Origin of the sequence: uncultured Thermosynechococcus sp. (genome assembly GCF_937958135.1) — a bacterium.
Taxonomy (GTDB): domain Bacteria; phylum Cyanobacteriota; class Cyanobacteriia; order Thermosynechococcales; family Thermosynechococcaceae; genus Thermosynechococcus.
Genome location: NZ_CALGOG010000019.1, coordinates 1 through 14,929, shown reverse-complemented (window position 1 = coordinate 14,929; position 14,929 = coordinate 1). Strand labels below are relative to the sequence as shown.

The following is a 14,929-nucleotide window of genomic DNA, read 5'->3' as shown; positions in this document are numbered from 1 at the left end:
CAAGGCACAGTGCTGTCAAAACGGCAAAATCGTAATATTTAGTTACATTAAGCCCCGCTTGCTTAAAACTCAGTTACAGGAGTGATGGTGCCGTCCCGAACTGGGTGGCGATCGCCAGCCGCACACCATTGACAAAATCCCACCCTGACTGGGCCTTGCGGCCACTCAACTGCACTTGACTCAACAGCAGCCGCCCCTCTCCCGTCTGGACAACAGGTCCCCATCCCTTAATCAGCTCCACCACGGTGCCAGGAGCAGCGGACACCTCGGGCGCACCGACAAAAGACCGTAAGGGTTCGGGTAATTCCGCAGCAACTTCAGGTACTAACGGCCACGTTTGTAGCAGTTTCAAGGGGGTGTCTTGCCACTGAGTGTAGGCATAGGGATAAAAGGCGCGCACTTGGTTGTGGAGGGCGAGGGCAGATCGCCGCCAATCAATGGCATAGTTACTTTTTTGGATGAGGGGAGCATAGGTGGCCTCAGCCTCGTTTTGCGGTTCGGGGTGAAGTTGCCCCCATTGCTGCAACGTTTCCAGCAGCAGATCGGCACCAATGTGGCTGAGCTTCCTACTGAGGGTAGCGGCGTTATCCCCTAGCTCAATGGTCACTGTTCGCTTCAGGAGCATCGGGCCTGTGTCCATGCCGGCATCCATGAGCATTGTGGTTACACCGGTTTCCCGTTCACCGTAGTAGAGTGCCCACTGAATGGGAGCTGCACCGCGATACTTGGGCAACAGTGAGCCGTGGATATTGAGGCAGCCGTAGCGGGGAATCTCAAGGATTGACGGGGGCAGAAGTTGACCGTAGGCAACCACCACAAAGAAATCGGCGGCCAGCGATCGCAGGATGTCAGGCAACTCTGCCTCTCGACGCAGCCGCTCAGGTTGCCAGACCGCTAAGCCGTGGTTGAGGGCTAAGGTCTTCACCGGCGAAGGAGACACTTGATTGCCCCGTCCCCGCCGCCGATCAGGCTGGGTGACCACCCCCAAGACCCGATGGGCCTCCGTTTCCAGCAGCCGCTGTAGGGGCGGAAGGGCAAACTCTGGTGTGCCAAAATAGACGATTTTCAACCGCTGCCCACTCCCTGCGAAACATCCACTGCTGGTTTAGAGATCGTCAGGGGCTTCTGCTTCGGGAGGGATAGCGGTTTCCCCAACATCACCGCTGCCGTTGAGGTCTTCTTCTGAGGCTTGGGAGCCACCACTAATTACCATCAAGTCCACCTGCTGACGATAGGAGTCCACATTTTTAATCAGCACTTCAACGCGATCGCCCAAGCGGTAACGCAATCGGTTGCGTCGGCCCGTCAAGGTTTGAGCAAGGGCGCGGTAGTCATACCAGTCATCTTTGAGGGAACTGACATGAACTAAGCCCTCAACATTAAAATCAATCAGTTCGACAAAGAAGCCATAGGACTGTACCCCCGTAATAATACCGGGACGCACTTCACCGATGCAGGCTTGGACTTGACGCACCCGTTGCAGACCCACCAAATCTTTCCAAGCCGTGTAGGTTTGCCGCTCCCGCTCTTGGAGGTGGGGAACCAGTTCGTTCAGGAGGGTATCCACCTCGCGCTGGACATCGGTGGTGAAAACCGACCAGTTCACTTGCTCTAAACAAGCGGAGTCACCGAGATTAACGCGCTCCTTGGCCCGTGGACCGCGGCGATCGCGCCCCTCCGTGAGCAGAAGATGCAAAATGCGCTGATTGACAATGTCGGTGTAGCGTTGCAAAGGAGAGCAGAAGTGGCCATAGCCTTCCCCAGTGGCCAAGCTAAAGTGGGGTAGTGGCACACTGGCATCACTGGCGGGTTTGAGTTTATCCAGTAAGAGTTCTTGCAACAGCGGTGCCAAATCTGAGGTGGCCAACTGGGCCATAAAGCGCTGACAGTCGCGTGGGGTAACTTGGGAGGGATTCTCTAGACTCAAGGGCAAGCCCAGATTTTGGCAGAGCTTGAGAAAATCCTGCACTGCGTAGAGTTCGGGGACAGGCTGGATGCGGTAGAGGGCAGGCACACCCAACTTCCTTAGATGACGGGCAATTAATTCATTGGCAAGAACGACTAAACTTGTCCAAGGGGTAACCTGGGGTAGGGAAATAGCGGGTGCTAGACCCTCGTCTGCATAGGCAAGACTCAAGGCATCCGCAAATGGGATTTCAATACTGCCCCGTTGCTGGCGTTGCTGACTGACGGCCTGGGCAAGGTGAATCAGGGCACGCAGCCAATCGCCCGAACTATCTCCCAAGGCAAGGGTGGCCGCGACCTGCTCACTGGTAACACAGGCATCCACGCGGATACGACTGCGGTACATCTTGTAGGACTGGACGGTGCCGCTGTTGTCAATTGCAATTAGGAGGGAAATTGCCGCGCGATCGCTCCCTGGCAGGAGGCGCAGCATCTCCAGCTCCTGGGGGAGGAGGGGCAGACTCAGTTCAGGGGTGGCCAAGGTCATGCCCAGTCGCCGTGCCGTCCGATCCAGCAATTCATCGCGGGGGAGCAGACCTCCCACATCACTGATGTGAATTCCCAACTGCCAGAGGTTCGGCGTGAGGGGATCAAGGGAAAAAGCGACTTGGGGTTCTTGACCGGGGGCAACTAGGGTAATGGTGACCAACTCCCGCAAGTCTTGGCGATCGCTTAAATCCAAATCCGCCAACTGGGCATTCAACGTTGCTGCCGCTGTGCGCACCGCTGGGCTAAATTGCCGCACGAGGTTATGCTTGCAGCAAATCAGGTCTAAGACAGGGGCCGATTGGGCATCCGTGCCTAAAATCTGGCCAATTTCTCCTATGGGCAAGTATCCCCCCAAGGGATAGCGGCGAATGTTTACATGCACCAGTTGATCCACGACGGTGGATAGATCGGGCACGAGGTCATTTGGCTCAAGGGCAATTTCAAAGAGCAGGCGATCGTCAAGGGGGATAGCCCGAAAACCGTCTTCCGTCTGTTTAACCCGGGCAATCACCGAGGGATTTCCCCGCTCTAAAATCAGCTTCACTTCCCCTTCGGGAGATTTCTTGCGGCGGCCCTCACGGGTGACCCGCACCAGCACGCGATCGCCATTCCAAGCAGTACTGAGTTGATGCTCGCGTATAAAAATATCTTCAGCGCCCTCGGTCTCCTGAATAGCAAAGCAAAAGCCCTTGCTGGAGCAGCGCAGCCGCCCTTCAATCAAGCCCTCATCACCGGCACGGCGATACTTGCCCCGTTCTTTGATCAGGAGGCCAATGCGTTCTAGGGCATCAAGGGCAATTTCCAGTTCTCGCTGGCTCTCAGGATCATCGCAGCCGAGCTTTTTTTCGAGAACTTTGGGGGCAACGAATTTATCTTCGCTAAAGTTGGCAAGCAGACTCGCAATCGTAAAATGCATCGGTAACTCGGTGAAGGAAGGGCAACAGCGGATGTAGCGTTGTTGGTATCAAGTATCCAAACTGTAGCTTATCACAGTTGCAGAAGTCTCTTAGGGGATCCCCATTTTGTCCTATAATTGTGGCGCGTTGATTCTGGGCACGAAACATCCTAGATTTGAGGAATGGCGATCGCCCGCATCAATTCCTGTTCTCCATCGTTGTCCATCAGTTCAGGCATCTATGAATCAATCTGAAATTCTCGAAAAGGTCAAAGCAATTGTTGCCGATCAACTGAGTGTTGATCCAGAAAAAGTTGTGCCCGAAGCCAGTTTTGCCGAAGATCTCAATGCCGACTCCCTCGATTCTGTGGAGCTGATCATGGCCCTTGAGGAAGCCTTCGGCGTAGAGATTCCGGACGAAGAGGCAGAGAAACTCAAAACCGTCCAAGATGTCCTTGACTTTATCAATAGTAAGGTAGCTGCATAGGTCCATGGCAAAGGCGCACCAAAAACGGGTAGTTGTCACGGGGATGGGAGCAATTACCCCCCTCGGGAACACCCTTGCGGAGTATTGGGAAGGGTTAATGGCCGGTCGCAACGGCATTGACTACATCACGGCCTTTGATGCCAGTCACCATGAGTGCCGCATAGCGGGTGAGGTGCGGGGCTTTGACCCCACCCTTTACATGGATCGCAAAGATGCCAAGCGTATGGATCGCTTTGCCCAATTTGCCGTGGCTGCCAGCAAGCAAGCCCTTGCGGATGCCCAGTTAACCATTGACAACAGCAATGCCACGGACATTGGCATCATTATTGGCACTGGTGTGGGGGGAATCAAGGTGATGGAGGAGCAGCAGGAGATCTATCTCACCAAGGGGCCCAGTCGCTGCAGTCCCTTTATGATTCCAATGATGATTGCCAACATGGCTGCTGGACTCACCGCCATTCACACCGGTGCCAAAGGGCCTAATTCCTGTGCCGTGACTGCCTGTGCAGCGGGATCCAATGCCATCGGCGATGCTTTCCGCATGGTGCAACATGGCTATGCTAAGGCAATGATCTGCGGTGGTACGGAGGCAGCAATCACGCCCCTGTCAGTGGCCGGTTTTGCGGCTGCGCGTGCCCTGTCCACCCGCAACGATGACCCCCAGCATGCCAGTCGTCCCTTTGACCTCAGCCGTGATGGCTTTGTCCTCGGCGAAGGAGCCGGCATCCTAATTCTGGAAGAATTGGAATTTGCCCTGACCCGCGGGGCACGCATTTATGCGGAAATGGTGGGCTATGGCCTCACCTGTGATGCCTACCACATGACCGCTCCCTCACCGGGGGGCGAAGGGGCCGCCCGTGCCATTGAAGCCTGCCTTAAGGATGGGGGAATTACCCCGGATCAGGTGAGCTACATCAATGCCCACGGCACCAGTACCCCCGCCAACGACAGTACGGAAACCGCCGCCATTAAGCGCGCCCTTGGGGAGGAAAATGCCCGTCGTGTTCCTGTGAGTTCGACAAAATCCATGACGGGGCATCTCTTGGGGGGATCGGGGGGCATTGAGGCGATCGCTACGGTGATGGCAGTTGCCCACGATCGCATCCCCCCTACAATTAACTTGGAACAGCCAGATCCTGCTTGCGACCTGGACTATGTTCCCCATCAGAGCCGGGCTTGTCCGGTGACGGTGGCTTTGTCCAACTCCTTTGGCTTTGGTGGGCATAACGTAACGTTGGCCTTCCGCAAATACACTCCCGACCGTTAACTTCTGCTGCAAACCCAATTAGAGAGAGGAAGCAATGCCTGCGGTGACTCAATCCCTTGATGAACTCTGTATTAATGCCATTCGGTTCCTAGCGATCGATGCGGTGCAAAAGGCCAACTCTGGGCACCCCGGTCTGCCCATGGGGGCAGCACCCATGGCCTATGTGCTCTGGAACCAGTTCATGCGGCATAACCCCAAAAATCCGCAGTGGTTCAATCGCGATCGCTTTGTCCTCTCAGCGGGTCATGGCTGTATGTTGCAGTATGCCCTGCTGTATCTTACGGGCTACGACAGTGTTACGATTGAGGACATCAAGCAGTTTCGCCAATGGGGGTCGCGCACACCCGGTCACCCCGAAAACTTTGAAACCCCCGGTGTGGAAGTAACCACAGGTCCTCTCGGTCAAGGGATTTGTAATGCCGTTGGCTTAGCAGTGGCCGAGGCGCATTTGGCGGCTCGCTTCAACAAGCCCGATGTCAAACTAGTGGATCACTACACCTATGTCATCCTCGGCGATGGCTGCAATATGGAAGGCATTTCCGGTGAAGCCTGCTCCCTCGCCGGTCACTGGGGTCTGGGTAAACTCATTGCCCTCTACGACGATAACCATATTTCCATTGACGGCTCCACCGACATTGCCTTTACGGAGGATGTCTGCAAGCGTTTTGAGGCCTACGGTTGGCACGTGCAGCACGTGGCCGATGGCAATACGGATCTCGCAGGCATTGCCAAAGCCATTGAAGCCGCCAAAGCGGTAACCGACAAACCTTCCCTCATCAAGATCACCACTACCATTGGCTATGGCTCTCCGAACAAAGCCAATACTGCCGCAGTGCATGGCGCGGCTCTAGGGCCTGAGGAAGTCAAGCTCACCCGCGAAAACCTCGGTTGGCCCTATGAGCCTTTTGTGGTTCCTGAAGAGGTGCTGAATCACTTCCGCAAAGCCATTGAGCGGGGTGCTAGCTATGAATCCGAATGGAACCAAACTTTGGCCACCTATCGCCAGAAATATCCTGAGGAGGCCGCCGAGTTTGAACGGCTACTGCGCGGGGAGTTGCCCGCCAATTGGGATGCCGATCTGCCGAGCTATACGCCCGAAGACAAGGCTGTGGCCACCCGCAAGCATTCGGAAATTTGCCTAAATGCGATCGCCCCTAAGCTGCCGGAACTCATCGGTGGGTCTGCGGATCTGACCCACTCCAACCTCACGGAACTCAAGTGCTCCGGTGACTTCCAAAAAGGCCAGTACCAAAATCGCAACATTCGGTTTGGGGTGCGCGAGCACGGCATGGCCGCCATCTGCAATGGCATTGCCCTCCACAATTCCGGCTTGATTCCCTACTGTGCTACGTTCTTGGTCTTTGCCGATTACCTGCGGCCTGCCCTACGCCTCTCAGCCCTCTCCCGAGCAGGGGTCATTTATGTCATGACCCACGATTCCATTGCCCTTGGCGAAGACGGCCCCACTCACCAACCCGTAGAAACCTTAGCTTCCCTGCGGGCAATTCCTAACCTTTTGGTGATCCGCCCTGCCGATGGCAATGAAACTTCGGGTGCCTACCAAGTGGCAATCCAACGGCGTAAGCAGCCGACCCTCCTCGCGCTTACCCGCCAAAATGTGCCTAACTTGGCCGGTACTTCTGCCGCCAATGTGGCCAAGGGAGCCTACACACTGGTGGATTGCCAAGGTACCCCCGACTTGATCCTGATCGGCACAGGTTCAGAAGTCTCCCTCTGTGTCAAAGCCGCCGAAGTACTGACTGCCAACGGCAAGAAAGTGCGAGTGGTGTCCATGCCTTCTTGGGAACTTTTTGAGGAGCAGTCCCCTGAATACAAAGCCAGTGTGCTGCCGACGGGGGTTAAGCGGCTTGCGGTGGAAGCGGCCACCAGTTTTGGTTGGTGTCGCTATGCCGATGCCACAGTGTCAATCGACCGCTTTGGCGCCTCGGCGCCGGGCAATGTCCTCATGGAGAAATTTGGTTTCACTGTGGAGAATGTGGTGGCCAAGGCCAATGCCCTTCTGGGCTAACTTGCTCAGGCTACCTCTTTAGGCACAGAATATAACTAGATGAGCAGGGCAGGGGGTACAACTTTCTGCCCTATTTTGTTTTTTGGGGAATGCCCTATGTCCCGTCGTCGGAAACGATTTCCCTGCGGTCATCAAGGCTATGGTCAGACATGTCATCGCTGCGCTCAGGAGCTGCAGGCAAAGACGCCAGAAGTAACGGTTCGCGAGCAAGCGCGCGCAGCGCGACAGGAATGGGCAGCCTCCTTTGCCCAAGATGTGATTGATTTGGAGGGATTACCCAAGTCAATTGTGCTTAAGGCACGCCAAGTGATTGCCGAGATTCTTACGGGCGCTGATTATCGCCGGTTCAAGGGCAAGCGCCTCAATCACGATCGCCGTGTCATTAGTATTCCCCTCAACTATCACTACCGTCTCATTTGCTACGACACTGGCGATCGCATTGAACCCCGCAGCGTCCTGTCCCACGAAGCCTACAATGTGAAGAAACCAAAGGCCTAACCCCATGACTGCCAACACTGACCACCCTTGGTATGCAGCGGCGCAACTGATGCAACCGGCGCTGATTCGCCTTTTAGATCATCTGCGGCGATCGCTGGAAACCTCTCCTTGGCAGGGTAGCTATGAAACCGTTGAGATTCCCTGCGGGGACGCAGAACCCCAAATTCTCTACTGGTTGCATTTACGGCAGGGCGATCGCCAACAGCGGGTAAACCTGTGGGAGCTGTGCTACCAAATTTGTTTTCAGCAGTACACTCCCCAACTCGACTACAGCGGCATCCATGACTTTCAGGTGGGGGAGGTGGAAGCGGATCTCAGCCTCTTTGATGCTGCTGGGGAAGTGGACTGGCACAAGTTGGATCAGAAGGCAGCACAGGTAGTGGCAGCACTATTTGCCGCTTTGGAGACCCCCTAATTTTAGGTTTTTGGAGAAAAATCAGCCAAAGCTGCCCCAAGGAATGCCCCACGATGACCCGCTGCATGGTATGCTCCAATGCCATAGGGAATCTTTCCCAAGTAGTTTTTCCTGAAGCAGCATGGGTTCAAACTATCAAAACCAGCAAAATAGTAATGAGCAGCCCTGGGAGGACGAAGACTTTGAAGAAGAGATGGAGCAGCTTCGCCTCTACGATGAGGCAGGTCGCTTCTTAGACTGCTACATCGAGTTCCGCCTGAATGTCCAAGGGGAAACCTATGCGCTGTTGCGTCCGGTAGACTATCCCGTCGAAATTTTTACGGTTGTGGCGGAAAACGACGAAGAAGAAACCCTGATGCCCCTAGAGGAGCATGAAATTGATGCGGTCTTTGATACAGCCCGTGCCATCCTTGAAGAACAAAACCTCACCCTCAAGCGCACAGCGTTGACCTTAACCGTGTCCGGTGACCTCCCTGATCTCGATGAAGAGGACGTTCTCAGGGTGGAGGTGGAAGCCGACGAAGACATTGAGGAGTATCAACCCCTCGGCAGTAGCTTCTTTTGTGGGACACGGGAATACAGCGTTTATACGCCCCTGAGTCCCACCCTTTACGTTGCTCGGCTAGTGCCTGGCCAAGAACCGGAACTTCTCTCCCCTCAAGACTTTCAGCACCTGCAACCCCTCTTGGAGCAGCACCTGGTGAGCCATTTACTGGAAGAGGAGGACTGGGAAGATTAGACTTTGCAGACCCTCAGGGTTTGTAGGGTGGGATCGGCAGCCCCTACCATCTCTGCACCAAGCTCCTTGAGGTATTGCAAGTTTTCAATAACTGACTCCGTGATTTCCTCGCCCGCAATCACAGTGGGAATTCCCGGCGGGTAGGGAGAGATGGTCTCGGCACTGATCTGATGCAAAGCCGACTTGAGGGGAACCGAGACCTGAGGACAAAAGTAGGCGTCCCGTGGTGAGCAGGGGCTTTCTTGAAGGCTGGAACTCGGCGGCAGAGACAGGGGCGCCAGAGGCGCATGGTGGCGGTATTCGGTGTAAATGGTGTTCAGGCGATCGGCCAAAGTTGCAAGCATGGCCTGTGTGGTGCCAAGCCCCAGACAAAAGGTGAGCGATCGCCCAGCGGGGAACTCAGCCATAATCTGGGGTTGCAACAACTCATCTAGTTCAAAGCCCGTCAGACCAATTGGCCAAGTCCCTAGGGTCAATCGCAGCGGATCCTGAGGGATGCCTGTGGGCTGCCAACGGGGCAGGCACCATTCATAGCGGTTGACCCACTGGAGAAGCCTTTCGTAAATTTCCCGTCCCTGCTGAGCCATCTGATAGCCCGCCCGCTCAAGCGCCGCCAGAAACCAATAGCTGGGGCTGGTGGTTTGTACCAAGTTTAGGGCTTGACTTAGGCGCTCAGGGGCAATCCGCTCCCCCTTCAGATGGAGGACAGCCGTTTGGGTTAGGGTTCCCAGAGTTTTGTGCCACGATTGCACAACCACATCGGCTCCCGCCGCCAACGCGGCAACGGGAAATGCCGGATGATAACGAAAATGGCTGCCGTGGGCCTCGTCCACAATCAGAGGCAGGCCGTGCTCATGGACGCACTGGGCAATCTCTCGCAAGGGTGAGCACAGCCCTTCATAGGTGGGACTGACAAGCACAACCGCCTTAGCGTCGGGATAGGCGGCCAAACCGGCGGCAACCACCTCCCTAGTCACCGGCAGTGGCAGCCCCCACTGCGGATCAACCCTCACCCCCAAATAGACGGGCTTGGCCCCCGTTAACACCAGTCCTGCAATCACCGAGCGGTGCACATTGCGACCCACAAGAACGCGATCGCCGGGATGCAGTGTCGCTAACAGTGCCGCCAAAAGACCACCCGTGGCTCCATTCACCAAAAACCAAGCGCGATCGCTCCCCGCCGTAGCCGCCACCGCCGCCTGTGCCTCCCGCAGCACGCCCGTGGGCTGAGCCAAGTTGTCGAGAGCAGGCAATTCACTCAAGTCTTGGGCTAAGGCCGTTCCCCAAAGGGCGCGCAGTAGCGACTCCATGCCTCGACCCCGTTGATGGCCGGGCACGTGGAAGGGAATTGTGTGGTTTTGGGCTAAAAGAGCAGCAAGGAGAGAAGTTGTCAACTACAATTAATAGAGGGGTCTAAGTAATTATACGGATTCAGGGATGTCTATACCGCAAGACGATCGACTGGAGTATTCACTGCTGTCGGAGCGTGAGCTACAGGTTTTAGAACTGGTGGCAGCGGGACTAACCAACCAGGATATTGCCGCCAAACTAGACATCAGTAAGCGCACGGTAGATAACCACATCAGTAATATTCTGATGAAAACAAAATCGGAGAATCGCGTGGCACTCGTGCGTTGGGCTTTAGCATGGGGTAAAGTTTGCTTGAATGATGTCAATTGTTGTGCGTTGCCCACCCCCCCTAAGCAACCCCATGAGTGAACAGGTGTACTATAACCCGCGGATGCCCTTAGCCGTCTATCGCGAATTGGCGGCTCACCTGCAGCTCTTGGAGGGGGTGTCTGTGCGGCTGCTACCCCAAACCTGTTCCCACTTTGACTATGATCTGAGTCAAATTGAAGGGATTGCCGTGACCGTGTCCCCCACTTCTTCGCCACAGACGCAAACACGACTTGAGGAAATTTTGCACTATTACGCTCTCCAGCATGGTGGCTGGCAATGTTAATCATAGGCGTTTCTGGAATAACAGCGTTGCTCCCTACTTGAGATTGACATGGACGCTGAAGAGTTGCTCGCTCGCTATGCCAAGGGCGAAACCGATTTTCAAACGGTAAATCTGGCGGGCGTTCGTCTTGTAGGTGTTGATTTGATTGGCATTGATTTACGAGGCGCCAGTTTGCAGGGGGTACATTTCCAATTTTGTCACTTTGGCCGTGCGGACTTTAGCTATGCCCTGTTGACCGGCGCACGGCTGGAGGGGTGTAACTTTACCCAAGCAACTTTTCAGGACAGTCATTTTCATGAGGCCCAATGTCATGGCTGCGTGTTTGATCGCGCCGATTTACAGGGAGCGGATCTCACGTTAGCAGTTTTTCGAGATTGCAACTTCCTCGGCAGTGACTTGCGACAAGCGAATTTAAGTCATATCGTTTTGGCCGGCTCTTGTTTGCGCAGCGCGAATTTTCGCAAAGAGAACTACCAGGAAGCGGCAAATTTGGCGGGTGCCGACCTACGCCAAGCGGATCTGCAGGGAACGAACTTGGCGGGAGCCAATTTATCGCGGGCTAACCTCAAGGGGGCGAATCTCAAGGAGGCCAACCTCAACAGCGTCAGCCTTGCCCAAGGGAATCTAGAAAATACCAATCTTCAGGGAGCCATTCTCACACGTGCCATTCTCTATCAAGCGAATCTGGTGGGCAGTAATTTACGGCAGTCACGGCTGGCTCAAGTGGATCTGCGGGGAGCAATTCTCAATCAAGCGGATTTAAGTCAAGCAATTCTCTCAGAGGCACGGCTTGATGATGCTCAGGCCCAAGGGGTAACCCTGCGGGAAGCAGTGCTGAATAAGGCGGATTTGCGGCGTGCGGATTTAACAGGGGCTGATCTACAGGAGGCTCGCCTCATTGATGCCTACCTTGCCCGCACGAATCTCAAGGGCGCCAATTTGCGCCAAGCCAACCTAATGCGCGCCGATCTCAGTAGTGCGCTGTTGCTGGGGGCGTGCTTGGAGGAGGCTGTTATGCCCGATGGCAGTGTCTTTCTATAAAGGGCTTGCTATAGTACAACAGAGGCGCGGTTTCCCTGAGAACCATGGCAGAATTTGCAGCGACACTGGCACCAGAGCTAACGATTCAGTGGGTAAATGCGATCGCCAGCGTGCCCCAACAGCAGTGGGATGCCCTGGCTCTACCTCTAGAAACCCCCTTCTTTGAATGGGAATGGCTGCATCAAATTGAGGCTTCCGGCAGCGCTACACCGCAAACGGGGTGGCTCCCCCATCATCTGTTGGTTTGGCGCGATCGCCAAGGACAGCGGGAACTGGTAGCCGCTGCTCCCCTCTATATCAAAGGCCACAGTCAGGGGGAATTTGTCTACGATCACCAGTGGGCGGATCTGGCTCTGCGGCTAGGCATTCGCTACTACCCCAAACTCTTAGGGATGGCGCCCTTTACGCCGGCGGTCGGCTATCGCTTTCTCATGGCAGAGGATGTGGACGCAGACCTGATCACAAGGGTGATGCTGCATGAAATTGATCGCCTTTGCCAGCGTCACCACCTTTCCGGTTGCCACTTTCTCTACGTTGATCCCCAATGGCAGCCTGCTGTGGAAGCCTATGGCTATCGGGCGTGGTTACACCACAGCTACATTTGGCGCAATCGTAACTATCGAACCTTTGACGATTATCTTGCGGATTTCAATGCTAACCAACGCCGCAACATCAAGCGGGAACGCAAGGCCGTTGCCCAAGCGGATCTGACGTTTCGGGTGCATCAGGGAGAGGAGGTGAGCCGCAGCCTCCTGCGACAGATGTACGATTTCTATGCCGATACCTGCGACAAATTTGGCTGGTGGGGGAGCAAGTATCTGACACGGCAGTTTTTTGAGGCTCTCGCCGATCGCTATCGCCATCGAGTGGTGCTCTTTGCTGCCTATCCCAACGGCGGTGCTCAGCACCCCATTGCCATGTCCTTTTGTATTACCAAGGGGACTAATCTTTACGGTCGCTATTGGGGCAGTGCCCGTGAAATTGATTGCCTTCACTTTAATGCCTGCTACTACGAACCCATTGAGTGGGCGATCGCCCAGGGGATTCAGTGCTTTGACCCCGGCGCAGGAGGACGACATAAAAAACGGCGAGGCTTCCCCGCTACCCCCAACTATAGCCTGCACCGCTTTTATGAACCGCGCCTAGCCCAAATTTTTGATCATTACATTGGCGAAATCAATAACGAAGAACAACGCCTCATTGAGACCATCAATGCCGATTTACCCATGAAGTCTCTCTAGGAGCGGGAGGCCGTCACCAACTCTGGAGAGGCGGGTGTTTGTTGCAGATGAGCTAATTCGGCAACAAAATCACTAATCCCTTGGAACTGGCGATAAACAGAGGCAAAACGGACATAGGCCACTTCGCTGAGATGGCGCAGCCGCTGGAGTGCTGCCTCCCCGATTTCTGCGCTCGTGACCTCGCGGCGCGATCGCAACTGTAAATCTGCTTCAATATCATCCACCAGAGCTTCAATTTTTTGCTGGGGAATGTTTGTTTTGCCACAGGCAGTTATAATCCCCCGCAACAATTTCGAGCGATCAAAGGACTCGCGATCGCCATTGCGCTTAATGACCGTGATGGGTACAAACTCAATCCGCTCGTAGGTGGTAAAGCGACGGCCACACTTAAGGCATTCCCGACGCCGTCGAATACTTTGACCCCCCTCTGCCGATCGAGACTCCAGAACGCGACTATCCGTATGGCAACAATAGGGACACTGCATAGGGATCCCCGCTTATTTAGGCACCTGACAGTATCATAGCGGATTCTTGCGAGTGATTGACATTTGCAAGGGCTGCTTAACATTTGCAAAGACTGCGACAGCGTTTGTTAGGGTAGGGGTATCCCTTGGGTATCCTGCGATGACTGATCTTGACCCCCAAAAAAAGAACAATCAACCCATGATCATCAATGTCGAGCCAGAAAATTTACTGCTGATTGTGGCGCTGAGTCTTTTTATTCCGCTGCTAATTGTGGGCTTTTTTGTACACTAGTGTGCCCTGCCAAAATTTAACGTAAATGGCTATGGATACAGCAGAGAGCCAGAAAGCTTTTCTCTTCTGGCCACCAATTGAAAGCTAAAGTGAGCTAGATTGCTCGGCAGACTTTGCCGCTAGGTCTCAGCCAAATTTAAGACCTCTCCTTGGCGGTGGAATATTCGCGGAAGGAAGATAGTTAAGGATCCTAGGAAGCTTAAATAATTCTGAATTATTTAACCGCTCACTTATCTCAGTTATTAATTAAAAAACAAGAATGGCCGTGCAGTGTTGAAGAATGAGTGATCAAAGTTCTAGGATAATTTAGAAACAATCCCAAAGTTGAAGTGCTCTTTTGGCCAGCTTTGGATTGATAAATTTTCTGTCGAGATTAAATTTATGCTTTAGCGAGGGGAGTAATAAATGATCATTAATCTCAAGGTGAGACTCAAACATCTCAAAATTAATTATTTAGATCATTTAATGGATATTTTTCGGATCAATTAATGAATGTCAATTAAGCCACCTATAGAATATTAATTAAATCTTAAGCTTTCTAAAAGTAGAGTTGCTTGGTATTCCCTAACACAAAAACTAATTGACAGAACTATAGGAAATTCCTAGACTATTGTCGTTGAACAATTATCGAGGTTAGTCTAAAAATGGCTTCCCTGAGTTCAAGGTTAGGCTGTGAGTCAGTTGATAGTATGGGGGGGAGTTGTAGCTTAGGTAACAACTATCGGCGTAGGTGCAAGATTTAATTGTTGTAATTATTGCTGACTCAAGGATTAGTCAGTAATTTTCCTGTTCCCTAACTCAGAACTAAGGAGATTGGTTCAGTGGCAATTCCCGGCTTATCAATTTCAATGATCTATTACCTGCGGCGATTGTTGCGGCAATACGAGCCACTTCTCAAGCCTGTCATTTATGAGGGTGCGGGGCTAGTGGCAAATGCAGAAGCAGATTTATACGCTGTACTGGAGAGTCTTTACCCTGACCCACAGGAGTTGGCCACCGTCACTGAACAATTGAGTCGGCTGATTCTTTTACATCAGAAAAAAGATTTGATTTCCATTGAACAATATGAAGCAATTACCCAGCAAATTTTCTGGATTTTAGGTCTAAAATACACTTCATCGCACGCCCAGCAGCAATCTGTTAC

At 53.7% G+C, this 14,929-nt stretch carries 16 protein-coding genes; 12 read left to right on the top strand and 4 right to left on the bottom strand.

Going from position 1 to position 14,929, the window contains the following annotated elements:
* Positions 1–73: 73 nt before the first annotated feature.
* Together fmt and Q0711_RS02695 are read right to left on the bottom strand one after the other, a co-directional pair.
* Positions 74–1,069, bottom strand: coding sequence for a methionyl-tRNA formyltransferase (fmt, locus tag Q0711_RS02700; RefSeq protein ID WP_298615571.1), 996 nt, complete (start codon positions 1,067–1,069; stop codon positions 74–76).
* A gap of 36 nt (positions 1,070–1,105) precedes the next feature.
* Complete coding sequence (locus Q0711_RS02695) at positions 1,106–3,370, bottom strand: ribonuclease R family protein (protein ID WP_298615570.1); 2,265 nt, start codon at positions 3,368–3,370, stop codon at positions 1,106–1,108.
* A gap of 220 nt (positions 3,371–3,590) precedes the next feature.
* On the opposite strand from Q0711_RS02695, the gene acpP reads away from it, so the two are divergent.
* From acpP to Q0711_RS02665, 6 genes are all read left to right on the top strand, one after another.
* Positions 3,591–3,836, top strand: a complete 246-nt coding sequence (acpP, locus tag Q0711_RS02690) for an acyl carrier protein (protein ID WP_298615567.1) — start codon at positions 3,591–3,593, stop codon at positions 3,834–3,836.
* A 4-nt stretch (positions 3,837–3,840) separates the two neighbouring features.
* Complete coding sequence (fabF, locus tag Q0711_RS02685; protein WP_298615564.1) at positions 3,841–5,103, top strand: beta-ketoacyl-ACP synthase II; 1,263 nt, start codon at positions 3,841–3,843, stop codon at positions 5,101–5,103.
* A gap of 34 nt (positions 5,104–5,137) precedes the next feature.
* A complete protein-coding gene (gene tkt / locus Q0711_RS02680; RefSeq protein ID WP_298615561.1) occupies positions 5,138–7,132 on the top strand; it encodes a transketolase in 1,995 nt (664 codons plus the stop codon).
* Positions 7,133–7,228: 96 nt separating this feature from the next.
* On the top strand, positions 7,229–7,630 hold the full coding sequence (locus tag Q0711_RS02675) for a hypothetical protein (RefSeq protein ID WP_298615558.1): 402 nt from the start codon (positions 7,229–7,231) through the stop codon (positions 7,628–7,630).
* Between the two features lie 4 nt (positions 7,631–7,634).
* Entirely contained in the window at positions 7,635–8,045 is a 411-nt protein-coding gene (locus Q0711_RS02670) for a hypothetical protein (RefSeq protein WP_299041499.1), read from the top strand.
* 121 nt (positions 8,046–8,166) lie between these two features.
* Positions 8,167–8,784 carry a DUF3727 domain-containing protein gene (locus Q0711_RS02665; protein ID WP_298615552.1) on the top strand — a complete coding sequence of 206 codons (618 nt, stop codon included), beginning with the start codon at positions 8,167–8,169 and terminating at the stop codon, positions 8,782–8,784.
* Here the strand turns inward: Q0711_RS02665 and Q0711_RS02660 are convergent.
* Complete coding sequence (locus Q0711_RS02660) at positions 8,781–10,178, bottom strand: aminotransferase class I/II-fold pyridoxal phosphate-dependent enzyme (protein ID WP_298615549.1); 1,398 nt, start codon at positions 10,176–10,178, stop codon at positions 8,781–8,783. The two genes, Q0711_RS02665 and Q0711_RS02660, sit on opposite strands and share 4 nt — an antisense overlap.
* A gap of 43 nt (positions 10,179–10,221) precedes the next feature.
* On the opposite strand from Q0711_RS02660, the gene Q0711_RS02655 reads away from it, so the two are divergent.
* From Q0711_RS02655 to Q0711_RS02640, 4 genes are read left to right on the top strand one after another with little or no spacing between them, the layout of a single operon-like run.
* The gene (locus tag Q0711_RS02655) at positions 10,222–10,503 is read left to right on the top strand and encodes a helix-turn-helix transcriptional regulator (RefSeq protein WP_298615547.1); all 282 of its coding nucleotides are present in this window, start codon (positions 10,222–10,224) and stop codon (positions 10,501–10,503) included.
* Positions 10,496–10,747 carry a hypothetical protein gene (locus Q0711_RS02650; RefSeq protein ID WP_298615545.1) on the top strand — a complete coding sequence of 84 codons (252 nt, stop codon included), beginning with the start codon at positions 10,496–10,498 and terminating at the stop codon, positions 10,745–10,747. Before Q0711_RS02655 ends, Q0711_RS02650 begins: the two co-directional genes overlap by 8 nt.
* Before the next feature lie 48 nt (positions 10,748–10,795).
* Entirely contained in the window at positions 10,796–11,788 is a 993-nt protein-coding gene (locus Q0711_RS02645) for a pentapeptide repeat-containing protein (RefSeq protein WP_298615542.1), read from the top strand.
* Positions 11,789–11,832: 44 nt separating this feature from the next.
* Positions 11,833–13,029 carry a GNAT family N-acetyltransferase gene (locus Q0711_RS02640; RefSeq protein ID WP_298615540.1) on the top strand — a complete coding sequence of 399 codons (1,197 nt, stop codon included), beginning with the start codon at positions 11,833–11,835 and terminating at the stop codon, positions 13,027–13,029.
* Here Q0711_RS02640 and nrdR read toward each other — a convergent pair.
* Positions 13,026–13,514: a transcriptional regulator NrdR gene (gene nrdR, locus Q0711_RS02635; protein ID WP_298615538.1), complete on the bottom strand. Its 489-nt coding sequence runs from the start codon at positions 13,512–13,514 to the stop codon at positions 13,026–13,028. The two genes, Q0711_RS02640 and nrdR, sit on opposite strands and share 4 nt — an antisense overlap.
* Positions 13,515–13,653: 139 nt before the next feature.
* Here nrdR and Q0711_RS02630 point away from each other — a divergent pair, with 139 nt between their 5' ends.
* Together Q0711_RS02630 and Q0711_RS02625 are read left to right on the top strand one after the other, a co-directional pair.
* Positions 13,654–13,785 (top strand): hypothetical protein, encoded by a 132-nt coding sequence (locus tag Q0711_RS02630; RefSeq protein ID WP_298615535.1) that lies wholly within the window; start codon positions 13,654–13,656, stop codon positions 13,783–13,785.
* Between the two features lie 821 nt (positions 13,786–14,606).
* Positions 14,607–14,929 (top strand): hypothetical protein (locus tag Q0711_RS02625; RefSeq protein ID WP_298618020.1); only part of this gene is annotated, 323 nt, incomplete at its 3' end.